Here is a 23,406-nt window from a genome sequence, read left to right as displayed (position 1 = left end):
TTCGGTCGGTTCTGTGACACGATCTTCCCGTACTATCTCCAGCGAACGGCTACACCTGGACAGCGGATTACGCTTTCGGTTCAGAAGGGTCACACTCCGGCCGTGAGTTACCGGGACTGGGGACGCGGGGAGGGCAGCCCGCGCGAGCGCCCGCCGACCGCCTCGTGGGGTGAGCCCATGCTGCCCGCTCCGGTCGCCCCGTACGACGAGGACGCGCGCTATCGCACCTCCAGTCGGCGGCGCGCGCTGGACCGTGGGCAGGATGAGCCGGTCGACGCCTACCTGCCGCGGTGGGCGCTGGAGTCGGGGGTTCGGCACGCCGACGGCGGTGGCCGACACGCCGCGCCCGACGAGGACGAGCCCGACGTCGAGGTCGAGCGTCCGAGTTCCGGGGGCGGCTGGCGAAGCCCCGAGACGGGCGCCCCACGGCGTGCCATCGAGACGGGTTGGCGTGCGCAGCCTGCGATCGGCGCGGGTCCCGATTCGGACCACACCCGGGAGTGGACGCTCGACCGACCGCAGGACGGGGGGTACGCCGGCCGCCGGCGTGCCGACGCGGCGGGCGAGGAGCCGGTCTCCGGCGCGGTCCCGGACCGTCGTCCCCGCCGTGCGCCCGCCGGCCGTCCCCAGGTGATCTGGTCCGGTGGGGATCTGGAGTCCGATCCGGCCGACGGGACGTCCCGTCCGGAGCCGAGCCGGCCGACACGGCGCAGCCGACGGGCGGCGGAGGAGTCCTGGACACGTCCGGCGGTGGATCCGTGGGAACGCGGGTCGGAGCGGGCGGCGGAGCCGGACCCGCCGTACGCGCCAGCCGTGGATCCGTGGGACGCGTCGGGTGTGCACGCGTGGCCGCCGGCCGGGCCGGACGGCACCGACCTGAGCGAGCAGTGGTCGCAGGCGGAGAGCATCGGTGGCTGGGAGCGGTCGGACCGCACCGGCCAGTGGGAACGATCGGCGGTCGAGGACGACCAGTGGGACCGGACGCTCCCACCCCGTTCCGACCGCTTCACGGCCGCCGAGGGGTGGCCGAGCCGGGACAACGGTTTCTGGTCCGGCACGCGGTTGTCCGGGGACGATCCGCGCTGGATGGACACGACGACGTCGGCGCCCCGGTCGCCTGTGGTCGGTTACACCGCTCCACGACCGCGCACTGCTCCCGTACCCCCTGAGGACGCCCGGCGTCGGCCGCCGGTCGGCGCGGCGTCGGTCCGACGGCGGGTGGAGTCCGTGGCGACCGGCGGTTGGGCGCGTCGTCTGGAGGACGACCTGCTCGACCCGGATCCCGGCGGGTCCGTCCGGCCTCTGCTCTACACCGCCGCCTGTTACCTGGTGCCGGCGGTGCTGATCTTCCTGTGGTTGCTGACGTTGGACGGGCAGGCGCCGGCGGGGTGTGTCACCGACATCAGCGGGGGTGGCTGCGACTCCGCCCGGTCACGGGCGTTGGAGTCGCTGCTGGCCGGCTCGCCGCGCTTCGGGTTGGCGCTGGTGAGCAGTCTGGTGGTGGCGGCCCTGCTGCGGCGGGTGGGCACGACGTGGCGGTCGGCCACCATCGCGCTGGCAGCCGCGGTTGTCGGCGGTGGCCTCTCCACGGTGCTGATCAGCGCGGTGACCGGTCAACCGATCGGCTGACGGCGAGCCGTCACACGAGGGCATGCGCGAGGGCCCGCACCGATCGCTCGGTGCGGGCCCTCGTCGTGGTGCAGCTGGTCGTCAGCCCTGAACGACGTTCAGGTTGAACGACGCGGTGACCTCGGGGTGCAGCTTGATCTTCACCGGGTAGGTGCCGGTCGACTTGATGTGACCGGGCACCTCCAGCCGGCGACGGTCGAGGACCGGGCCGCCGGCGCCCTTGACGGCGTCGACGATCTCGGCCGAGGTGACCGAGCCGAAGAGCCGACCGCCGTCGCCGGCGCGGGCCTTCAGGTTGACCTTGAGACCCTCAAGCTGGCCCTTGACCTCGTTCGCGTGGTCGAGGTCGCGGATCTCGCGGGCCGAACGGGCCCGCTTGATGACCGTGACCTGCTTTTCCGCGCCCTTGGTCCAGGCGATCGCGAAGCCCTGCGGCAGCAGGTAGTTACGGCCGAAGCCGTCCTTGACCTCGACGATGTCGCCCGGGGCACCGAGGCCGGACACTTCCTGAGTCAGGATGATCTTCATATCGGTGCCTCCTCTCAGCGGGCCGTTGCGGTGTACGGCAGGAGCGCCATCTCGCGGGCGTTCTTGACCGCGCGGGCGATCTGCCGCTGCTGCTGCGAGGTCACGCCGGTGACCCGCCGAGCGCGGATCTTGCCGCGGTCGGAGATGAACTTGCGCAGCAGCGCCGTGTCCTTGTAATCGATATAGGTGATCCCGTCCTTGTCGAGCGGGTTCACCTTCTTCTTCGGCTTGCGAAGTGCCGCAGCCTTGGCCATTGACCTTGCTCCTGGTTTGCGATCGCGGGCGCTCGGCGCCATTAGAACGGAGGCTCCTCGTCGAAGTTGCCGCCCGAACCGGCACGCGCGGGAGAAGGTGCGGCCGAAGCCCAGGGGTCGTCGAAGTTGCCTCCGCCGCCACCCTGGCCACCACCGCCGCCACCACCGAAGCCGCCGCCACCGCCACCGGAGCGGGACATCTTCTGCACCTTCGCCGTGGCGTAGCGCAGCGACGGGCCGATCTCGTCGACCTCAAGCTCGATGACGGTGCGCTTCTCGCCCTCGCGGGTCTCGTACGACCGCTGACGCAGCCGACCCGAGACGATCACGCGGGCGCCCCGCTGCAGCGACTCGGCGACGTGCTCCGCCGCCTGACGCCACACGGTGCAAGCCAGGAAGAGCGGCTCGCCGTCCTTCCACTCATTGGTGGTCTTGTCCATGAAACGGGGCGTCGAAGCGACCCGGAACTTGGCGACCGCCGCACCGGACGGGGTGAACCGCAACTCGGGGTCATCGGTCAGGTTGCCGATGACCGTGATGGTGGTGTCTCCTGCCATGACCATCTCCTCGCGCACTCAGCGTCTCGTCGTACAGGCTCGCAGAGCCGTACGACAGAGTCGCGGAGGCTGATCCGGGCGAACCGGGTTGAATGCCGGACTGAATGCTTAGCGCATCTCCGGCCGGATGACCTTGGTGCGCAGCACGGACTCGTTCAGCCGGAGCTGACGGTCCAGCTCGGCCACGGCAGCAGGCGTGGCCTGCAGGTCGACGACGGCGTAGATGCCCTCGGCCTTTTTGTTGATCTCGAACGCGAGGCGCCTGCGGCCCCACACGTCCGTCTTCTCAACCGAGCCACCCGCGGTCCGAATCACGTTCAGGTACGTGTCGAGCGACGGGGCGACGGTGCGTTCCTCGAGGCTGGGGTCGAGGATCACCATGATCTCGTAATGACGCAAGACGTGCTCACCTCCTGTGGGCTAAGCGGCCACGGTCCTTCCGTGGCAGGAGGTCGTGCGTCGCTGCCCGCACGTGCCGGGGGAACCCGGCCGGACGCGGACAACCTGACCAGGATACCCGGTCTGGACGATCATGCCCGGGGTGGTCGGGCCAGTGCCCCGGACATGCCGACGGGGGCCCGCCACCCGACCGTCACTGGTCGGTGGCGAGCCCCCGTCAACGAGGCCGCGGAGCGTCCCGTCCGCATTCCTTGGGTGGGACCTGGGGAGGAACGACCACACCGATGAGGTTGGACCGAAGACGCCCCGCGGAGCTTTATCGTGTTGTTATCTGACGATACAACGGCTCTTGTCCCTTGTCGGGGCAAAAGGCAGAATTTTCCGAGATTCTGCGTCGGCGGAGATCTGGTACGTCGAGGGGTCGCCCCCACGGCGCCGGGCCGCGCCGCGGGGATGACCTCGCTCCGGGGCCAACGAGCGCCGACTGCCATGCGCGGCGAACCGCCACGCGCAGCCCCGGGCCCTGCTCGCCGGGTTCCAACCCATCAACGATCGTCGACCGGCCGGGGTGACGCGACGAGCGACGACACCGCACCGGCCGTCGCCGCAGCCGTCGGGGTCGCGACGTAGGCTCGCTGCCATGCGTATCGGAGCCCACGTCGATTCGACCGACCCGCTGGCGGAGGCGACCGCCCGGTCCGCCGACGCCGTGCAGTTCTTCCTCTCCGACCCGCAGGGATGGAAGGCACCCAAGCCGCGGGAGGATGCCGAGCAGCTGCGCGCGGCCGAGGTCGACCTCTACGTGCACGCCCCCTACGTCATCAACGTGGCGACCCTCAACAACCGCATCCGGATCCCCAGCCGCAAGCTGCTGCTCGGGCACGCGACCGCGGCGGCCGAGATCGGCGCCAAGGGCCTGATCGTCCACGGCGGGCACGTCAACGCCGGGGACGACCTGGCGGTCGGCTTCGACAACTGGCGCAAGACCTTCGCGTACGCGGCCGACTCCGGCGGCTTCGGCGTCCCGGTCCTCATCGAGAACACCGCCGGCGGCGACAACGCCTGCGCCCGCCGGCTGGACGCGCTGGCCCGGCTCTGGGACGCCATCGGCGACCACGAGGTCGGCTTCTGCCTCGACACGTGCCACGCGTACGCCGGTGGCGAGGAGTTGCTCGGTCTGGTCGACCGGGTGAAGGCGATCACCGGCCGGATCGATCTGGTGCACGCCAACAACTCCAAGGGCGCGTTCAACTCCGGCCAGGACCGGCACGACAACCTGGACGGCGGGACGATCGACCCGGAGCTGGTGGTGGCCGTGATCCGGGCCGCCGGTGCGCCGGTGGTCGTCGAGACCCCGGGCGGCGTGTCCGGTCAGGCGGCCGACATCGACTTCCTTCGCCAGCAGCTCGGGACGGAGCGCCCGGCCGCATGACCACCGGACAGCCCGGGAACCCCCGGCCCACTCCGACCGACGACGCGCCGAGCCCATCGGCGCCGACGCACGTCGGGGCCCCGCCCGCCCCGCCGTCTCCCGCCAGCGCCACGTCCCGGTCCGACGCGACCGCCGGCACCGACGCGGCCAGCCCGCCCCGCGCCGATGACACGCCTGTCGCCACCGCCGGGGCCGAGGGGGACGCCGCCCCGAACGGCCGGGCAGAACGCGACGCCACGAAGGACGGCATCGTCAAGGTCGGCGGCAGGAAGTCCGCCGCGAAGGGCCGCCGCGCGAAGAACGGCGCGGCCAAGGACACCGCGGCCAAGGACATCGCGGCCAAGGACGTCGCCGTCAAGGACGCCGCGGCCAAGGACGCCGCCGTCAAGGACGCCGCGGCCAAGGACGCCGCCGTCAAGGACGCCGCGGCCAAGGATGTCGATGAAGCCGAGGGTACGAAGGCGGACGACGCCGAAGCTCCGCGCAAGGCCGACGGTGACGCGAAGCCGGTTGAGGCCGAACGCTGGGAGGCGTTCGCCTCGGCGCCGGAGCCGCGGCCCAGCCGACTCAGCCGAGCCGCCCGCGCCGTCGGCCGGTTCCTGGTCCACGAGTGGACCCTGGCGACCCTCGCCTCGCTGACGCTGGCCGTGCTGATGACCTGGCCGACGCTGCGCTACCCGCGCTACACCCTGCCGCAGGACACCTGGGATCCGAGCCTGCAAGCCTGGCAGATGGCCTGGTCCGGGCACATCCTGCTGGCCGACCCGGCGCGACTGTGGCAGTCCAACACGTTCTTCCCGGAGCTGTGGAGCTTCGCGTTCTCCGACACGCTGCTCGGCTATGCCCCGGCCGGGATGCTCGGCAGTGGTCCCCAGGACGCGGTGCTGCGCTACAACATCATGTTCGTGCTGGCGCATGCGCTCGCCACGCTCGGCGCGTACGCGCTGGCCCGGCAGCTCGGCGCCGGTCGGATCGGCGCCGCCGTCGCCGGGGTCGCCTACACCTACGCGCCGTGGCTGCTGGCCCAGGCCGGGCACCTGCACGTGCTCTCCAACGGTGGCATCCCGCTGGCGCTCGCGATGCTCGCGCGGGGGCACGGCTGGTCGCTGCGGCACGGCTACCGGCCGGAGCGGCGGCATGACGGCTGGGTGTACGCCGGCTGGCTGGTGGCGGCCTGGCAGGTCAGCCTCGGCTTCGGCATCGGCCTGCCGTTCGCGTACTTCCTGGCCGCCGCGGTGCTCGTCGTCGCGGTGCTGTTCGGAGTTCGCCGGCTGAGGTCCGGTCGGGCGCTGCCGTTCGGCCGCCGACTCCTCGTGGCCGACATGGTGGGTGGGTTGTTCTTCGCCGGGGTGGGCGTGCTGATGGCGTCCCCGTACTTCATGGTGACCGAACTGCACCCGTACGCCGAGCGGACGATCCGCGACATCAGCATCTTCTCGCCGCCGGCGTCCGGCTTCGTGACCGCACCTGCCGAATCACGGATCTGGGGTGGGTTGCACGAGGGCGCCCGTGCGGCGCTGCCGTGGCATCCCGAGATGACGCTGCTGCCGGGCTTCGTGCTCTACGCGCTGGCCGCCGGTGGGCTGTTCTTCTCGGTCTGGCGGCTACGGCACCGGTTGCTGTTGCTCGTCGGGGTGCTGGTGACGATGGCCTTCGCGATGGGCACCCGCTTCTTCGACGGCACGTTCACCTACGTGCCGCTCTTCGAGCACGCACCGGGCTGGAACGCGCTGCGTACCCCGGGCCGGTTGATGCTGTGGACCACGTTGCTGCTCGCGTTGCTCGCGGCGGGCGCGGTGACCGCCCTCACCGACCGGGTCCGTGAGCTGGCCGCGCAGCGGATCCCGTCCTGGCCGGGGCCGTGGCTGCGGATGGCCACCCTGCTGCCGCTGCTGCTGGTCACACTCGAGGGCCTGAACGCCACCCCGCATCCGGTGGTGCCGACCGAGCCGGCGGCGATGCGCTCGGCTGAGGGACCGATGCTGGTGCTGCCCAGCAACCAGAGCATCGACCAGCACGTGATGCTCTGGTCGACCGACGGGTTTCCGGACGTGGTGAACGGCGGCAGCGGTTTCACGCCTCGGCAGCTCGACGACGTCCGGCGGATCAGCCAGTCGTTCCCCGACCAGAAGAGCGTCGACTACCTGCGGACGTTCGGCGTGCGCACGGTGGTGCTGCTCCGCAGCCAGGTGCCCGGCACCCCGTGGGAGATCACCATCGACGCACCTGTCGAGTCGCTCGACATCACGCGTCAGGACGTCGGCGACGCCGTCGTCTATCGACTCTGACGCTCTCTCACGTGGTGATGGCCGGCTCCGGTTCGGGTTCGGTGGGCGTTGCTCGGCGGCGCCAGCGGTCCAGCCAGGGTGCGTCCGGTGCGCCGTCGAGCACGCCGCCGTCGGGGTCGTCGGCGTAGGTGGCCCGTACGGCGTCCTGCTCGGGGTGCATGATCTCCCGGATGACCAGCACGCACAGGGTCACCACTGTCGCCAGCCGCAGCGTCGAGGCCAGCACGAACACGCCCTCCGGGAAGACCGGGCGGCTGGTCGCCGCGCCGAGCAGCTCACCGTAGAAGGCGACGAAGTAGCAGACCTCGGCGAGCTGCCAGGCCAGGAAGGCCCCCCACTTCGGGCGGGCCAGCACCACCAGCGGCAGCATCCAGAGCACGAACTGCTGGGACCAGACCTTGCTGAAGATGAGGAACGCGGCGACCACCAGGAAGGCGAGTTGGGCGAGCCGGGGCCGGCGCGGCGCCCGCAGCGCCAGCACGGCCACGCCGAGGCAGGCCAGCCCGAAGAGGGCGTACGAGATGGTGTTGAGGGCGGGGATGTTGGCGTTCAACCATTCGAACGGGCCCTGCTGGCCGGGGTCGTTGCCGACCTTGCCGTCGAGATAACGCCCGATGTACCAGAGTGTGCCCCAGTCGATCGGCCGGGTGGTGTTCAGCTCGAAGAACCGGCCCCAGTTGTCGGGGTTGGCCCGGAAGGCGGGCAGGTTCACGAGCACCACGGCCACCGCAGCCGTACCGAGCGCGGTGAGCGCGGCGCGGAGCCGGTTGGCTCGCAGCGCCAGGACGAGGATCGGCCCCAGCAGGAACAGCGGCCAGAGTTTCGCCGCGCCGGCCAGGCCGAGCAGGACGCCGGCCACCGCTGGTCGTCGTCGGGCCCAGGCCAGCAGACCGAACGCCGCCAACCCGATGGCGAGCAGGTCCCAGTTGACGGTGGCGGTGAGCACCAGGGCCGGGGCGAGTGCGAACAACGCGGCGTCCCAGGGTCGTCGGCGCCGCAATGCCAGGATCACCGCCACTGTGGCAATGGCGAGGGCACCGAGCACCAGCGCGTTGAGGTTGTAGAACCACTGGCCCTGGTTGATGCTCGGGTCGCCGTCGCCGATGGCGTGCACCGGAAGGCCCAGCGCCCCCATGAAGTAGCCGGTCAGCACCGGGTATTCCACCGGGTGGTCCCGGTAGGGCACCTTGCCCTCGTTGAGACCCTCGGCGTAGTAGAGGGCGAGGACGTCGGTGTAGCAGAACCGCGTGTACTGGACGTTCTTCTGCCAGGCGCCGTCCTGGCACGGGGATTTCTGCACCCAGTGCAACGCGAGCGTGAGGCAGGCCAGCGCCAGGACGATCCGGACGACGGTCCAGAACCGACGCTCGTGGCCGGCTGGCCGGTCCAGTGCCGTCGCGTGGTCGCCGAGCGGCCCACCGATGGCGCCGGAAAGGCCGCGGACGAACCCGTCGGAGCGGGACGGGTGGTCGGTGGTGCCGGCGTCGTCGATGCCGGGCGTCGACTGGGTGCTCATAAAAAGGCATCCTGCCGTACGACGGGGGGTGCGTGGAACACGCACGTCACAGTCTGGTTCGCCATGACCCATCGACGTCGGAAGCTGTGAGCGTCCGCACGCCGCACCTGAGGGACCGAATCTGGGTGACCTTCGGACGTGCCGTCGCGGGCAGCTTCGCGTACGGAAAACGCCGCCGCCGACCGGACGGGTTCGTCCAGCCGGCGGCGGCGTCGTGCGTGGTGCGGGTCAGTCCCGCGTGGTGGGTGTCAGCCCGGGCAGCAGCCCACCACCGTTTCCGCCATTCCCGGGACCGCCGGGGCCGCCCGGACCGCCGGGGCCGTTGCCGCCGGTGTTGCCGTCGGTACGCGGGCAGAACGGGTTGGTCAGCGGGTCACAGGTCGGTCCGCCCGGCCCACCGGGTTGACCGGGCCCACCCGGCTGGTCCGGGGGCGGCGGCGGAGGTGCTGCCTCACCGTTGCCGGAGTTCGGGTCGCCGATGTTCGCCGCGGCCGGGAAGTCGAGCTTGTCCTTGCCCTTCAGCGCCTCGTTCATGTACCGCTCCCAGATGTCACCCGGGAGGTTTCCACCACTGACCTTGCGCTTGTCCTTGAGGATGAGTGGCTTGCGGTCCTTCACGTTGCCCACCCAGACCGCGGTGGCCAACTGCGGCGTGTAGCCGATCATCCAGGCGTCGCCGTTGTCGGAGCTGTCGCCCTTGAGTTCCCAGGTACCGGTCTTGGAGGCAGCCTTGCGGCCGTCATCGAGCCGGTGGTTGACCGCAGCCGGGTAGTCCTTCAACACCGACGTGACGTCGGCGACCACGTCCTTGTCGATCCGGCGCTTCGAATCGAGCTTCTCGCTGGACACCTTGTCCCACTTGCCGGTGTTCGGGTTCTGCTTCTCCACCGAGTAGAGGAAGTGCGCCTTGTTGTAGACGCCGCCGTTGGCGAAGGTGGCGACGCCGTTGGCGTGGTCCAGCACGGTGATCGGGTACTGGCCGTAGCCGACCACGTTGAAGAACGGGTTGGGCGTGATGTCCTTCGGGTCGGCCTTCGTCAGGTCGTACGCCTTGGCCGGGTTGGTGTCCGTGCGCCACATGGTGGTGACGCCGGCCTGCTTGGCCATGTCGACGACCTTGTCGGCGCCGATCTCCTGGGTGACGTAGTAGAACGGCACGTTCAGCGACTTGAGCGTCGACACCCTGAGCGTGCAGGAGTTGTGGCAGCTCGGGTCATCCGTACCAGCGTTGCTGACCTTGAACTTGGTGCCCTCCGGGGTGAACGCCTTGCCCTTCCACCGGGACTCGAGTGCCTTTCCGGCCTTGAGCGCGGCCGCGAGGGTATAGATCTTGAAGCTCGAGCCTGGTGAGTGGCCGCCGCTGATCGCCCCGTTGGAGTCGGTGTTCTTGCCGGCGTAGTCGGTGCCGGTGCCGTTGTCGCCGCCGTAGTAGGCGACCACCCGCCCGTTCTCCGGATCAACCGAGACCACCGCGGCCATGAGGTTGGACGGCTGATCGCTCAGTTCGGAGCCCTTGGTCTTGCGCTGGGCCGTCTCGACCGCCGCCGCCTGCATCTTGGTGTCGATGGTGGTGCGAATCCGGTAACCACCGGCCATCAACGCCTGCGTGCACAGGGGCTTGGCCTCCGTCACCTGCTCGTCCTTGTCGACGCAGATGCCCTTGTCCCGCATCTCGTCCCGGACGTAGTTGATGACGTTGCCGTACGGCGTGTCGACGCCGTAGTCGAGCCCGACGCCGCCCTTCTTCGGGCTCTTGATGCTCTTCAACGGATATTCGGTGGGCCGCTCGGCCGCACTCAGCCAGCCCTCCTTGACCATGCCGTCGATCACGTAGTTCCAGCGGTCCTGGGCGTCCGTCGGGTTGATCGCCGGGTCGTAGCCCTGGTGCGTCGCGCTGGGCTCCGGTTGCTTGATCAGGGCGGCGAGCACCGCGCCTTCGGCCGGAGTCAGCTTCGACACCGACTTGCCGAAGTAGGTCTGCGCCGCCGCCTCGATGCCGTAGGCGCCGCGGCCGAAGTAGATGACGTTCAGGTAGTGCTGCATGATCTGCGGCTTGGTGTACTCGTCGTTGAGCTTGGAGGCGAAGATCGCCTCCTTGACCTTCCGGCCGTAGGTGTCGTCCTTGAGGTTCTCGATCGCGTTGCGGGCGTACTGCTGCGTGATCGTCGAGGCGCCCTGCTTATCACCGCCGGAGACGTTGTTCCATGCGGCCCGGACGATGCCCTTGTAGTCCACACCGGAGTGCCGGTAGAAGTTGCGGTCCTCGGCGGCCGCGACCGCGTGCTGCACGTACTCCGGGATCTGCTCGATCGTGACCAGCGTGCGGTTCTGGGTACCGACCTTGGCGATGATCGTCTTGTTGTCGAACGCGTAGAGGGTGGTCGCCTGCGGCGGAGTGATCTCGTCTGGCATGACCACGTTCGTCGAGTAGTAGGTGAACCCGACCACGCCGACACCGGCGAGCATGATGAAGACGGCGAACCCGGCGATCAGCAGGTTCATCCGCTTGCGCTTCTTGGCCTTGGCCGCTGCGGCGGGGTCGCCCGCACCACGGCCGCCTCGCCCACCTCGGCCCGGCCCGTTCGGCCCACCAGGACCACCGGGGCCGCCCGGTCCACCGGATACCGGCGAGACGCTCGCCCGAGCGACCGCGGCGCGGCCACCCACCGACGCTGAACCGACGCTGGCCCGGCCCGCCGAGGCGGCGCCGACGGCGGCGGTGCCGACCCGCGCCCGGCCCGCGGGTGCGCCCGGCGCCGGGGAAACCGGCACGGAGGCGCGGCCCGCGCCGGCACGTCCGGCAGCCGCACCCGGCGCCGGCGACACGGGCACCGAGGCTCGGCCGCCGCCGCCCGGCGTGGCCGAACCCACCGACGCGGATCCGGCCGCGGCACCGCCACGTGGCGGCACGGACGCCGAACCACCCACCGACGCGCGACCACCGGCGGCCGGCGGTGTCACAGAGGCACGACCGGGGGGCGCCGCAGGCTCCGAGGCGGACCAGCCGCCTGCCCGGGAGTCACCTCCGGGCCGGCGGTACGCGTCGTCCGCGCCCGGTCCGGGGTCGCCGTTCGGGCCCGGGTACTGGGCCCGCCCGCGCGCAGAACTGGGATCGCCGTACGAGTTCATTCCTCACACCCTGCCGGTCGCGGTGGGGCGCGACTGCGCCGCCACCGGGTTGCCGTGAGTTGTTTCACCCGGGACGCCGGCACGGGGGTGCCGGCTCGCCAAGGTCATTGCCGTATCAATGGGGCCAATCGGACCAACGAGTGGTCGACCGTCCCGGGCGATGTGCACGGCCCCGGAGCCGGTCGAACCAACTGAGATCACCGTTGCGCCTCTCGCCTCCGCCGACCCACGTTCCCGGCGCCCGCCGCGTCCTGCTCGCTGCCGCCAGCACCGTCGCCATCACCCGTGAGACCGTCCCGGCCGAGCAGGTACTGCTCGACGAGATGGTTCCAGTCACAGCCGAGGCACACCTCCACCACGAAGACCTGGAACTCACGTAGCGTCATCGCCAGCACGGGCAGCTCGGCCAGTGTCCGGGCCTGTCCGGCGGACTGCTTGAGTTCGTCCCCGTAAATGTAGTGGACGAGAGTCAGATTCTCGCTGCGACAGATGGGGCATCGACGGTCGGTCGGTTCACCGTGGAACCGGGCAGCGTTCTTCAGGTACGGCGACGCGTCGCACACGTCGTACGTGCCGACCCGGCCGGCCAGGAGCTCACGCAGCACTGCTCGCTTCTGAAGCGAGTAGTCGACGACCTGGCGCTGCGTACGCATGCGGAGAAGGGTACGCGGTCCGGCTCGACGAGGCGACCACGGTAACGATCCGTGACGGAAGGACCCCGGAACGGGGGTTTGCCCTGGCCCACGCGACCCGCTAACGTGCGATGTATCGGTCCGATACATCGCGGCGGTTACCGCTCCGCGCCGGAGGGTAAAGAGAGGGTGGCCCGTGCTCGAATTCGCCATCCTCGGCCTCCTGCAGGAGTCTCCGATGCACGGCTATGAGCTGCGCAAGGAGCTGACCGCCAAACTCGGCGCGATCCGGGCGGCGATCAGCTACGGCTCGCTCTATCCCACGCTACGCAGGCTCCAGGCGGCGGGATGGATCACCGAAGCTGCTGAGACGCCCGCCACCGCCGAGGAGGTTCCCGCGCTGACCAGCCGACGAGGTCGGGTGGTCTACAAAATCACCGCGGAAGGCAAGGAACGCTTCGCCCAGCTGATCGCACAGGCCGGGCCCGAGACGTACGACGACACGGGCTTCGGGGTGCACTTCGCGTTCTTCGCCCGGACCGACCAGGCGACCCGACTCCGCATTCTGGAGGGTCGCCGCCGCAAGATCGAGGAGCGTCGCGAAGGGCTTCGTGACGTGCTGGGCCGGGCGGCCGAGCGCCTCGACGCTTACACGCTGGAACTGCAGCGCCACGGTCTTGATGCCTGTGAGCGCGAGGTCCGCTGGCTGGAGGAGCTCATCGCCAACGAGCGCTCCGGCCGAGCCCCGACGGTCCCGAACATCGGGACAGCCGGCGGCCGACGAGAAGACAACAGCCCGCCTCCGCCTGGAGAGACCAGGAAAGAGCGGCCGTGACAGAAAAGAAGGAGGCAGACGCTATGGGCTCCGTCCGCGTCGCCATCGTCGGTGTGGGTAACTGCGCCTCGTCCCTGGTTCAGGGCGTCGAGTACTACCGGAACGCCAACCCGAACGACCGCGTCCCGGGTCTCATGCACGTCGCCTTCGGCGACTACCACGTCAACGCCGTGGAGTTCGTCGCGGCATTCGACGTGGACGCCAAGAAGGTGGGCATGGACCTCGCGGAGGCGATCGTCGCCAGCGAGAACAACACCATCAAGCTCTGCGACGTGCCGCCGACCGGCGTCACCGTGCAGCGCGGCCCGACCTTCGACGGTCTGGGCCAGTACTACCGCGAGATCGTCGAGGAGTCGGACGCCACCCCGGTCGACGTGGCGCAGGCGCTGCGCGACGCGCAGGTCGACGTCGTCGTCTGCTACCTCCCGGTCGGCTCCGAGCAGGCCGCCAAGTTCTACGCCCAGGCCGCGATCGACGCCGGCTGCGCGTTCGTCAACGCCCTGCCGGTCTTCATCGCCTCCGACCCGGAGTGGGCCCAGAAGTTCACCGACGCCGGCCTGCCGATCGTCGGTGACGACATCAAGAGCCAGGTCGGCGCCACCATCGTGCACCGCGCCCTCGCGAAGCTCTTCGAGGACCGCGGCGTCGAGCTGCTGCGCACGTACCAGCTCAACTTCGGCGGCAACATGGACTTCATGAACATGCTGGAGCGCAAGCGGCTCGTCTCGAAGAAGATCTCGAAGACCCAGTCGGTCACCTCGCAGATCCCGCACGAGATGAGCAAGAGCGACGTGCACATCGGCCCGTCGGACCACGTGCCGTGGCTGGACGACCGCAAGTGGGCGTACATCCGCCTCGAGGGTCGCTCGTTCGGTGACACCCCGCTCAACGCCGAGCTCAAGCTCGAGGTGTGGGACTCGCCGAACTCGGCAGGCGTCATCATCGACGCCGTGCGCGCCGCGAAGATCGCCCTGGACCGGAAGATCGGCGGCCCGATCCTGTCGGCCTCGTCGTACTTCATGAAGTCCCCGCCGGTGCAGTACGCCGACCACGACGCCCACCAGGCCGTCGAGGAGTTCATCGCCGGCGAGGTCGAGCGCTGACCCGCTGAGCACCAGCACGGCCGAGGGGCCGGGTCCTGTCGGACCCGGCCCCTCGCCGCGTCTGGCACCGCAGTGCGGCGATCGGTGGCGGCTCGGCAGCATGGTGCTCGGCGTGTCGAACTGCTCAGCAGCCAACGATCAGCCGATGGACCTGCGAGCGACGCCGTCAGGACCAGGCGTGGCGCAGCGCGACGCTCGCCTCCAGCTCCAACAGCGTGACCTTGCGGGGCAGGCCTCCGCCGAAGCCGACAAGCTTGCCGCCCGCGCCGACGATCCGATGACAGGGCACGATCACCGGGATCGGGTTGCGGTTGCAGGCCACCCCCACCGCCCGCGCCGCACCGGGATCGCCGACCAGCCGCGCCACCTCGCCGTACGTCAGCGTCTCGCCGTACGGGATGCGCGTCATCTCCCGCCACACCGCCCGCTCGAACTCGGAGCCGCGCGGCATCGACACCGGGGCGGTGAAAGCGGTGAGCTCACCCGCGAAGTACGCCCGCAGTTCGGTCATCACCTGCCGGGACAACGCGTCGCCGGGCTCGTCGGCCGCCGCCCCGACCCGCCCGAAGGCCGCGCCACAGACGTTCGTGCCGTCGGTGGCCACGGAGAACTCGCCGATCGGTGAGTCGAGCACGGTCCAGCGCATCCACCCATTCTCCCCGACCCGTACGTCGCTACCCCTCCGGCTACCAGCGTCGGGTCGAACGCCATTCCTCGGCGGCCCGGACGGCTTCTTTCGCCGCGGCCCGTTCTGCCTGTGCCCGGTCGCGGTCGCGGAAACCCAGATAGAGCTTGCGGCCGGCGTAGATGGGGAGCAGCACAGCCCCGTAGAAAAGCACGACAGTTTCGTCGTTCGAGCTGAGCAGGTAGTAGGCGTAGTAGCCGGCGAGAGCACCACCGATGCCGGCCAGTACCCGATCGACCCGGGATGTGGTGGCGAACGAGGTGACCGCGACGCCCAGCAGCGCGACTGCGGTCAACGCCAGGCTGACGATGTAGAAGACGACCACGATGTTCGGGAGGGTCGGGTCGGCCACGGGCAGGTCCTCTCGATGCGCGTTGACCGGGACGATCTGCCGGCGGCGGAGAAGATAACGCGCCCGAGCCATCCGGCGCTGCCCTGTTTTCGATCAGCTCGGGAAAGATTCATCTCCGCGTCGAGCGCGACCGTTGAACCTTGCACCACGTCGATACCGTGCGGGTCGTGGCCACGGGGACGCTCATCTTTCTGATCATCGGTGGGGCGGGTGTCGGCGTGCTGGCACTCGCCCTGCTCGGCAGCGAACTGCTGCACTTCGGGCACGCCGACGTGGACGGGCCGATCTCCACCGAGACGGTCGCCGGGTTCGCCGGCGCTTTCGGGTTCGGCGGGGCGATCGTCAACGAGCTGCTCGGCGCGCGTACCCCCGCGCTGATCGCGGGTGCGGCGGCCGGCGGCCTGCTCGCGGCCGTGCCCACGGCGTGGCTGGCGTCGCGGCTCAGTCGGGCGGCGCGCAACATGCGCACCGACCCCACCCCCACCCGTGACGACCTGGTCGGCGCGCTCGGCCTGGTCGTCACTCCGGTGCCAGCCAACGGGTACGGCGAGGTCCGCATTCGCCTCGCCGGCCAACCGGTCAAGCTCAGCGCCCGCGCGGACCAGCCGATCCCGATCGGTGCCCAGGTCTTCGTCGTGCAGGCGCTCAGCGAGACCAGCGTGCACGTAGAAACCTACTGACCTCCCCCTCATAGACGGGACTCCTCATATGGCCCTACTCATCGCCATCGGTGGTGCGGTTCTCCTCGCGCTCGTCCTGGTGTTCTTCGTTCTCTCCCGGATCAAGGTGGCCGGACCGAACGAGGCGTTCATCGTCACCGGCCGCAAGGGCCGTACCACGCAGACCGCCGACGGTGCCCGGTCGACCGACAATTCCGGGCAGAAGGTGGTGCTGGGCGCCTCGGTCTTCGTGCTGCCGGTGGTGCAGAAGCTCCAGTCGCTCGACCTGTCCAGCCGGCGGATCGACGTCGGCATCCGGGGCGCGGTCAGCAAGCAGGGCATCCGCGCCGACCTGCACGGGGTGGCGATCGTCAAGGTCGGCGGGACCGAGGACGCGATCCGGGCAGCCGCGCAGCGGTTCCTGCACCAGCAGGACGAGATCGACAACTTCACCCGGGAGGTGCTGGCCGGCGCGCTGCGCTCGATCGTCGGCCGGCTCACCGTCGAGGAGGTCATCCGGGACCGAGCGGCGTTCGCCAGCGCGGTGGCCGAGGAGGCCGAGCACTCGATGACCAACCAGGGTCTCGTGCTGGACACCTTCCAGCTGCAGGACATCCTCGCCGAGGGTTCGTACCTCCAGGACCTGGGGCGACCCGAGGCGGCCCGGGTGCTCAAGGACGCGGCGATCGCCGAGGCGCGGGCCCGCCAGCAGGCCGAGCAGGAGCGGCTGCTCGCCGAGGAGGCCATCGCGGAGGCGAACCGGAACCTGGCCCTCAAGCAGGCAGGCATCCAGGCGGAGATCGATGCGGCGAAGGCCAAGTCGGCCGCAGCCGGGCCGCTCGCCCAGGCCGAGCGGGACCAGGCGATCCTCTCCGAGCAGCAGAAGGTCGCGGAGCGCAACGCCGAACTCAAGCAGCGTCAGCTGGACACCGAGGTGCGCAAGCCGGCCGACGCCGCCCGGTACAAGGTGGAGCAGGAGGCCGAGGCGGCCCGCAACGCGGCGGTGCTGAGCGCCGACGCGCAGCGCCAGGCCGTCATCGCCGCCGCGCAGGCCTCCGCCGAGCAGGCACGGCTCACCGGTGAGGGCGAGCGCGCCCGGCGGGCCGCGCTCGCCGAGGCGAACGCGATCGAGGGCGCCAAGGAGGGTGAGGCCGAGCAGCGGCGGCGCTCCGCGATCGCGGAGGCGGTCGAGCGGGAGGGTACGGCCGAGGCCGCGGCCATCCAGGCGCGAGGCCAGGCCGAGGCCGACGCGATGGCCCGCAAGGCCGAGGCTTTCGCTGCGTACGGCGAGGCCGCGGTGCTGGACCTCCTGGTCAAGGTGCTGCCGCAGGTCGTCGAGGCGGCGAGCGCTCCGATCGGGGCGATCGACAAGATGACAGTCATCTCCACCGACGGCGCGTCGTCGCTGACGAAGTCGGTGGCCGGCAACGTCGCCCAGGGACTTCAGCTCGGCAGCGACCTGACCGGGATCGACCTGGCCGGTCTGCTGGGCCGACTCGGCGCCCGTGCCGACGACGACGCCGCTCGCGCCGCCGATTCGGCGACGCGGGGCGGAACGCCGACGGCGGGTAACGCGGTCGTCCCGAGCACCCGCTGATCGGACTCCATCGTCCGGTAAGCAGTGACGCCGCCGAGCCGAACGGTTCGGCGGCGTCAGGCAGGCCACGGCTGGGCCAGCCAAACGCCGGTCGGTCCGCTGGACCCAGCGGACCGACCGGCGTCGGTAGAGAGGGCTGTTGGTCAGGCGAGCCCGATGGTGAACTTCTCCCAGGGCCCGAGCCCGTAGGTGGGGCTGGACCAGTCGATGTTCCGGTTCGCGATGAGCGGCTTGCCACCGCCGCTCTCGGCCGTCACGGCCTTGTCATTGACGTACGCACCGAAATGGACCGTTCCGTCGGCGTTGTGGTCGATGACGTAGAAGACGGTCGAGTCGGTGATCGCCGTGCCACTTGCGAGCAACGGGTTGGCCCCGGCGGCCACGTACTTGTTGTTGACCAGCGCCCGCAGCGCGTAGTACTGGTATCCGAGGTCGACCAGCTCGTACTTCTCCCATGCACCCGGTGCGGTGGCGCGGGCGATGAGCGGCTTGGTCCCGCCATTCTCCGCGGTGACGAACTTGCCGTTCGCTGACGCCTTGAGGCTGATCACCGGGTTCGGCGACTCCAGGTCGAACTTCTCCCAGGCACCGATGGTCGTGCCACGGGCGATCAGCGGCTTGGTGCCTGCGGACTCCGCGGTAACGAACTTGCCGTTGACCTGCGCCTTGAGGCTGACGCTGCCGTCGGTGTTGTTGAGCAGCTGGAACTTCTCCCAGGCCCCGATGGCCGTGCCACGGGCGATCAGCGGCTTGGTGCCTGCGGACTCCGCGGTGACGAACTTGCCGTTGACCTTCGCCTTCAGGGCGACAAGCCCACTGCCGGCAGCGACGAGGTCGAACTTCTCCCACGCCCCGAGGACGGCGCCGCGCGCGACAAGCGGCTTGGTGCCAGCGGACTCCGCGGTCACCAGGCTGTCGTTGGTCCGGGCCCGCAGGCCGACGTCGCTGCGGGTCGTCACCGCCGGTCCGACGTAGAGCAGCCGGTCCAGGGAACCCGTCGTGCCGAGCACGGCCCCCGAGATACCGCTGGTCACGATGTAGTCCCGTACCTGGGCCGGGGTCGAGGTGGGGCTGACGGCCAGCCGCAGTGCCGCAGCGCCGGCCACATGTGGCGACGCCATGGAGGTGCCGTCGCCGACCAGGGATGCGGTAGGGCTGGCGATACCCGCCGAGGTGATGCCCACGCCCGGGGCGAACGTGTCAAGGCACGAACCCCAGTTCGAGAAGGTCGCGCGCATGTCGATCCGGTCCGTCGCGCCCACCGTGATCGCCGTCGGCAACGCGCTCGGTGAGTAGTTGCAGGCGTCGTCGTAGCTGTTGCCGGCGGCGACCGCGTAGGTGATCCCGGAGGCGATGGAGGTGGCCACCGCCTGCTCCATGGCCGGGTCACGGCCGAAGACGGTCCCGAGACTCATGTTGGCGACGGCTGGCTTGACGGCGTTGGCCGTCACCCAGTCGATCCCGGCCAGGATCGTCTCGGTGTCACCCTTGCCCGAACAGTCGAGCACCCGTACCGCCACCAATTTGACATCCTTGGCGACGCCGTAGGTGCTGCCGCCGAGGGTGCCGGCGACGTGTGTGCCGTGACCCTCGCAGTCCTCGGCGACCGTGTCGTCGTCGACGGCGTCGTAGCCGTACGAGGCCCGGGTCCCGAAATCCTGGTGGTCGATCTTGATGCCCGTGTCGATCACGTACGCGGTGACGCCGCTCGCCGACGCGGAAGGGTAGCTGTACGTCTTGTTCAGTGCCGGCGTGACCTGGTCGATCCGGTCCAGACCCCACGACGGCGGGTTGGTCTGCGTACCACTCGCCCGGTAACGCCGCACCGGCTGGACCGACGCCACGTCCTCGTCTGCCGCCAACCGCTTCGCCTGCGTCGCGCTCAGCTGGGCGGAGTAGCCCCGCAGAGTGCGGGTGAAGACCTGCCGGACCGCCCCGCCGTTGTTTCGCGACAGTGCGGTCGCCGCCGCGCGGGTCTGCGCAGGGGTTGCCTTGGTGTCCTTCAACACGACGATGTAGCGACCGGGCACGACCGCGTCCGCCTGGTCATTCGGCGAATCGGCCGGGGTACGCGGAGCGGAGGGAAGCTGCGCCCCACCCGGCTCGGCCATCGCCGGCACGGTGGTGAGGACGGACGTCAAAGTTGTCACTGAGGCGAGCACCAGGCCCACCGCCGCCGTTCGGTATGTCACGCCACGGCTGAAAATCACATGTACTCCCCGTAAGCAGACCAGCGCCCACCCACGATGGATCATCGATGAGGCCCGCAATCCTGCGGCGCCTGACAGGCGCTGGTGAATGTTGCACCATCGTCTATGAGCGCCAATGCTGAGGCTTCATCCGTTCGGTGGACAACATTGGATATTCACCCGGCCCGCCGTCTCCGGAGTCCTTACCGGACTACCGAATACCCTGTTCGTTGGCCCAGCGCAGCAGCTCCGCCTCGGCGGCGTCGCGGTCCAGCGGGCCGTGCTCCAGACGCTGTTCCTTGAGGTGCTTCCAGGCCCGCCCCACGACCGGCCCCGGCGGTACGCCGAGCAGCTCCATGATCGCGTTGCCGTCCAGGTCGGGACGCACCCGGGCCAGGTCCTCCTCGGCGGCGATCCGGGCGATCCGGTCCTCCAACGCGTCGTAGTCGGCGGCGAGCTGCGCGGCCTTACGACGGTTGCGGGTGGTGCAGTCCGAGCGGGTCAGCTTGTGCAGCCGGGGCAGCAGGTCGCCGGCGTCGGCGACGTAGCGGCGCACCGCCGAGTCGGTCCACTCGCCCCGCCCGTACCCGTAGAAACGCAGGTGCAGCGCAACAAGCGCGGTCACCTTCGCGGTGATCTCCTTGGGGTAGCGCAGGGCCTTCATCCGGGCCTTGGTCAGCCGCGCGCCCACCACCTCGTGGTGGTGGAAGCTGACCCGACCGTCGGACCCGACGGCCTTGGTGGCCGGCTTGCCCACGTCGTGCATGAGGGCGGCCATCCGCAGGATGAAGTCGCAGCCCTCCTCCTCGAAGGAGACCGCGTTCTCGACGACCGTCAGCGTGTGCTCGTACACGTCCTTGTGCTGGGCGTGCTCGTCGATCTCCAGCTTCAGGCCCGTCAGTTCCGGCAGGAACCGCTCGGCCAGCCCGGTGTCGACAAGCAGCCGCAGCCCGGTGATCGGGTCGGCGCCGCAGAGCAGCTTGGTGAACTCGTCCCGCACCCGCTCGGCGGTGATCCGGTCCAGGTCGGCGGCCATCCCGGTCATCGCCGCGTGCACGTCCGGGTGGACGGCGAAGCGCAGTTGGGCGGCGAACCGGGCCGCGCGCAGCATCCGCAGCGGGTCGTCACCGAACGACTCACGCGGGGTGCTCGGCGTACGGATGACCTTGGCCGAGAGGTCGTCCAGCCCGCCGTGCGGGTCGGTGAAGCGGTGCTCCGGCAGGCTGACGGCCATCGCGTTGATGGTGAAGTCACGCCGCTTCAGGTCCTCGTCGAGGCTGGTGCCGTACACCACCACCGGGTTGCGGCTGACCTGGTCGTACGACTCGGCCCGGAAGGTGGTGATCTCCAGCCGGAGGCCGTCGCGCTGAGCGCCGATGGTGCCGAACTCCCGGCCGGTCTCCCAGATCGACTCGGCCCAGCCCTTGATGATCCGCAACGTCTCGTCGGGGTGGGCGTCGGTGCAGAAATCCAGGTCGTCGCCGAGCCGGCCGAGCAGGGCGTCGCGGACCGAACCGCCCACCAGGTGCAGCTCGTGACCAGCGCGAACGAAGCGGCGGCCCAACTCGTCGGCGACCGGCGAGACCCGGAGTAGTTCGGCGACGGCGTTGCGCTGCGCGGCGGTGAGTTCGCGGCGGTCGGCGGCGTGAGGAGCGGAGGCTTCGGACATGGGATCGCCAGCTTATCGGGCCTGGGTGTGATCCGATCCGCCGGGCGCGGGTAACGGGCAGGGGTTGACTATGGTCTGTGACGTGCGGGTCGGCGCCCGGCTCGACGTACCCCTGGGAGGCTGGAGATGAGCGGCGGGCTCTACCGCAGCGCGAACGCCGCGCGGGACGGCGGTGCGGGAGCCAACGTCCGCCCCTCCGACGGCGCCACGTTCATTTCGGCCGAACCACTGAACCAGCCGGCCATGGAGTCGACCGCCCCGCCGCAGGAGCAGGTGGGCGAGGCGAGCGCGGCGGCCAACAGCGCGGTGATGGCGGTCGGCAGCCTGGTCAGCCGGGGTACGGGCTTCCTGCGCACGCTCGCGTTGACCGCCGCGCTGGGCGGCGCGCTGGTCGGTGACGCGTACACGACCGCGCAGATCCTGCCCGGGATGGTGTACGAGTTCCTGCTCGGCGGCATCCTCACCAGTGTCCTGATCCCGGTTCTGGTGCGCCGGCGCAAGGTCGACAGCGACGGCGGCCAGGCGTACGCCCAGCGGTTGCTGACCCTCGCGGTGCTGGCCCTGGCCGCGGCGGCGCTGGTGGCGGTGGCCTTCGCCTCCGTGCTGACCTCGCTCTACGCCAGTAAGAAGACCGGAGCCGACTTCCGGGATCTGGTCACGGCGCTGTCCTACCTGATGTTGCCGATGATCTTCTTCACCGGCCTCAGCGCGCTGATCAGCGCGGTACTCAACACCCGGGGGCACTTCGCCGCCCCGATGTGGGCGCCGATCCTGAACAACATCGTGGTGATCGCCACGGCGGGCCTCTACATCACGATCTTCGGCGCGACGATCGTCAAGCCGGACGAGATGACCACCGGCCGGATCCTGCTGATCGGCGGCGGCACCCTGCTCGGTGTCGCCATCCAGGCCGCCGGGCTGCTGCCAGCTCTGCGCAAGGTCGGTTTCCGCTGGAAGCTCCGGTTCGACTTCCGCACCCTCGGGCTGCGTGAGCTGGGCCGCCTCGGCGGCTGGATGTTCTGCTACGTCGCGGTCAGCCAGGTCGGCCTGATCGTGCTGTTCAACCTGCTGAACCGGGCCGGTAAGGAGAACGCCGCCGGCCCACTGATCTACAACAACGTGTTCCTGCTGCTGATGATGGCGCACGGCATCATCGCCGTCTCGATCATCACGGCGCTGATGCCCCGGATGAGCGCGGCGGCGGCCGACGGCCGGTACGCCGACGTCGCCGCCGACCTGTCCCGCGGCACCCGAACCGTCTCGGCGGTGCTCGCCCCGATCGCGGTCTGCTACGCGGTGCTGGCCACCCCGCTGGCCGTGACGCTGTTCCGCTACGGCGCGTTCACCGACGAGAACGCCGCGGACACCTCACTGGTGCTGCTGCTCGCGGCGCTGGCGCTGGTGCCGTTCGCGATCAGTCAGCTCTTCACCTTCGCCTTCTACGCCCTGCCGGACACCCGCACCCCGGCGCTGATCAACATTCCGGTGGTGGCGCTGCGCATCGGGGTGCAGGTGGTGCTCTACGTCGCCTTCGCCGCACACTTCGCGGCGGCCGGGATGATGATCGGTAACGCCGTGTCCTACCTGGCGGCGGCGTTCGCCTCCGCCTGGCTGCTGCGGCCCCGGGTCGGCCGGATCGGGATGGGCGCCATCCTGCGTACCCTCGGCCGGGTCGTCGTGGCCGCGTTGGGCTCCGCCCTGGTCGGCCTGCTGGTGGTGAGCCTGCTGCCCGGGGGCGACACGCCGAGCTGGATGCAGGCCGTGGTCCAACTCGTCATCGGTGGCGCGGTGATCGGCGGGACGTACCTCGGTCTCGCCACGGTGCTGCGGATCGGGGAGATCACCGAGGTCGTCGGCATGGTCCGCCGCCGCCTCGGTCGCTGAGCGCAAGGAGACGGGCAACCGAGAGTCACAGCCACACGGAACGTGACAGCGGATCACCAGGCTGGGGAC

The 23,406-nt window shown here is 70.1% G+C and carries 19 protein-coding genes; 8 read left to right on the top strand and 11 right to left on the bottom strand.

Annotation, left to right across the window (positions count from 1 at the left end; genetic code table 11):
• Positions 1–102 precede the first annotated feature (102 nt).
• The gene (locus tag AB0B97_RS08595; RefSeq protein WP_357491751.1) at positions 103–1,629 is read left to right on the top strand and encodes a hypothetical protein; all 1,527 of its coding nucleotides are present in this window, start codon (positions 103–105) and stop codon (positions 1,627–1,629) included.
• A gap of 81 nt (positions 1,630–1,710) precedes the next feature.
• On the opposite strand, the gene rplI is transcribed toward AB0B97_RS08595, so the two are convergent.
• The 4 genes from rplI to rpsF form a co-directional block, all read right to left on the bottom strand.
• Complete coding sequence (gene rplI, locus AB0B97_RS08590; RefSeq protein WP_007453817.1) at positions 1,711–2,157, bottom strand: 50S ribosomal protein L9; 447 nt, start codon at positions 2,155–2,157, stop codon at positions 1,711–1,713.
• A 14-nt stretch (positions 2,158–2,171) separates the two neighbouring features.
• On the bottom strand, positions 2,172–2,411 hold the full coding sequence (gene rpsR, locus AB0B97_RS08585; RefSeq protein WP_007073789.1) for a 30S ribosomal protein S18: 240 nt from the start codon (positions 2,409–2,411) through the stop codon (positions 2,172–2,174).
• A gap of 41 nt (positions 2,412–2,452) precedes the next feature.
• Positions 2,453–2,986, bottom strand: coding sequence for a single-stranded DNA-binding protein (locus AB0B97_RS08580; protein ID WP_234582687.1), 534 nt, complete (start codon positions 2,984–2,986; stop codon positions 2,453–2,455).
• A gap of 90 nt (positions 2,987–3,076) precedes the next feature.
• Positions 3,077–3,367, bottom strand: a complete 291-nt coding sequence (rpsF, locus tag AB0B97_RS08575; RefSeq protein WP_007453836.1) for a 30S ribosomal protein S6 — start codon at positions 3,365–3,367, stop codon at positions 3,077–3,079.
• Positions 3,368–4,007: 640 nt separating this feature from the next.
• Here rpsF and AB0B97_RS08570 point away from each other — a divergent pair.
• Positions 4,008–4,799 carry a deoxyribonuclease IV gene (locus tag AB0B97_RS08570; RefSeq protein WP_357491749.1) on the top strand — a complete coding sequence of 264 codons (792 nt, stop codon included), beginning with the start codon at positions 4,008–4,010 and terminating at the stop codon, positions 4,797–4,799.
• Positions 4,796–7,087: a hypothetical protein gene (locus AB0B97_RS08565; protein ID WP_357491747.1), complete on the top strand. Its 2,292-nt coding sequence runs from the start codon at positions 4,796–4,798 to the stop codon at positions 7,085–7,087. The genes AB0B97_RS08570 and AB0B97_RS08565 overlap by 4 nt, the downstream gene beginning before the upstream one ends.
• 7 nt (positions 7,088–7,094) lie before the next feature.
• On the opposite strand, the gene AB0B97_RS08560 is transcribed toward AB0B97_RS08565, so the two are convergent.
• The 3 genes from AB0B97_RS08560 to AB0B97_RS08550 form a co-directional block, all read right to left on the bottom strand.
• Entirely contained in the window at positions 7,095–8,603 is a 1,509-nt protein-coding gene (locus tag AB0B97_RS08560; RefSeq protein WP_357491745.1) for a glycosyltransferase 87 family protein, read from the bottom strand.
• A 228-nt stretch (positions 8,604–8,831) separates the two neighbouring features.
• Positions 8,832–11,732 carry a transglycosylase domain-containing protein gene (locus AB0B97_RS08555; protein ID WP_357491743.1) on the bottom strand — a complete coding sequence of 967 codons (2,901 nt, stop codon included), beginning with the start codon at positions 11,730–11,732 and terminating at the stop codon, positions 8,832–8,834.
• Positions 11,733–11,929: 197 nt separating this feature from the next.
• Positions 11,930–12,385, bottom strand: a complete 456-nt coding sequence (locus tag AB0B97_RS08550; protein WP_357491741.1) for a DUF5318 domain-containing protein — start codon at positions 12,383–12,385, stop codon at positions 11,930–11,932.
• Positions 12,386–12,560: 175 nt separating this feature from the next.
• Between AB0B97_RS08550 and AB0B97_RS08545 the strand changes: the two genes are divergently transcribed.
• The gene (locus AB0B97_RS08545; protein ID WP_074315526.1) at positions 12,561–13,199 is read left to right on the top strand and encodes a PadR family transcriptional regulator; all 639 of its coding nucleotides are present in this window, start codon (positions 12,561–12,563) and stop codon (positions 13,197–13,199) included.
• A gap of 23 nt (positions 13,200–13,222) precedes the next feature.
• The gene (locus AB0B97_RS08540; RefSeq protein ID WP_234588668.1) at positions 13,223–14,302 is read left to right on the top strand and encodes an inositol-3-phosphate synthase; all 1,080 of its coding nucleotides are present in this window, start codon (positions 13,223–13,225) and stop codon (positions 14,300–14,302) included.
• A 166-nt stretch (positions 14,303–14,468) separates the two neighbouring features.
• Here the strand turns inward: AB0B97_RS08540 and AB0B97_RS08535 are convergent, their stop codons facing one another.
• Together AB0B97_RS08535 and AB0B97_RS08530 are read right to left on the bottom strand one after the other, a co-directional pair.
• Positions 14,469–14,948: a methylated-DNA--[protein]-cysteine S-methyltransferase gene (locus AB0B97_RS08535; protein WP_357491738.1), complete on the bottom strand. Its 480-nt coding sequence runs from the start codon at positions 14,946–14,948 to the stop codon at positions 14,469–14,471.
• A 40-nt stretch (positions 14,949–14,988) separates the two neighbouring features.
• Positions 14,989–15,411 (bottom strand): hypothetical protein, encoded by a 423-nt coding sequence (locus AB0B97_RS08530; protein ID WP_357491736.1) that lies wholly within the window; start codon positions 15,409–15,411, stop codon positions 14,989–14,991.
• 86 nt (positions 15,412–15,497) lie between these two features.
• Here AB0B97_RS08530 and AB0B97_RS08525 point away from each other — a divergent pair, with 86 nt between their 5' ends.
• Together AB0B97_RS08525 and AB0B97_RS08520 are read left to right on the top strand one after the other, a co-directional pair.
• A complete protein-coding gene (locus AB0B97_RS08525) occupies positions 15,498–16,019 on the top strand; it encodes a hypothetical protein (protein WP_357492091.1) in 522 nt (173 codons plus the stop codon).
• Between the two features lie 28 nt (positions 16,020–16,047).
• The gene (locus AB0B97_RS08520) at positions 16,048–17,595 is read left to right on the top strand and encodes an SPFH domain-containing protein (protein WP_234588674.1); all 1,548 of its coding nucleotides are present in this window, start codon (positions 16,048–16,050) and stop codon (positions 17,593–17,595) included.
• Between the two features lie 143 nt (positions 17,596–17,738).
• Here AB0B97_RS08520 and AB0B97_RS08515 read toward each other — a convergent pair whose 3' ends face one another.
• Complete coding sequence (locus tag AB0B97_RS08515) at positions 17,739–19,787, bottom strand: S8 family serine peptidase (protein ID WP_357491733.1); 2,049 nt, start codon at positions 19,785–19,787, stop codon at positions 17,739–17,741.
• A gap of 208 nt (positions 19,788–19,995) precedes the next feature.
• Positions 19,996–21,453 carry a CCA tRNA nucleotidyltransferase gene (locus AB0B97_RS08510; RefSeq protein ID WP_234588678.1) on the bottom strand — a complete coding sequence of 486 codons (1,458 nt, stop codon included), beginning with the start codon at positions 21,451–21,453 and terminating at the stop codon, positions 19,996–19,998.
• 126 nt (positions 21,454–21,579) lie between these two features.
• Between AB0B97_RS08510 and murJ the strand changes: the two genes are divergently transcribed.
• Positions 21,580–23,337, top strand: a complete 1,758-nt coding sequence (murJ, locus tag AB0B97_RS08505; protein ID WP_357491731.1) for a murein biosynthesis integral membrane protein MurJ — start codon at positions 21,580–21,582, stop codon at positions 23,335–23,337.
• The last annotated feature ends 69 nt before the right edge of the window (positions 23,338–23,406 follow it).

Source organism: Micromonospora sp. NPDC049004 (genome assembly GCF_040649315.1).
GTDB lineage: Bacteria > Actinomycetota > Actinomycetes > Mycobacteriales > Micromonosporaceae > Micromonospora.
This window is presented reverse-complemented; position numbering and strand designations above follow the sequence as displayed.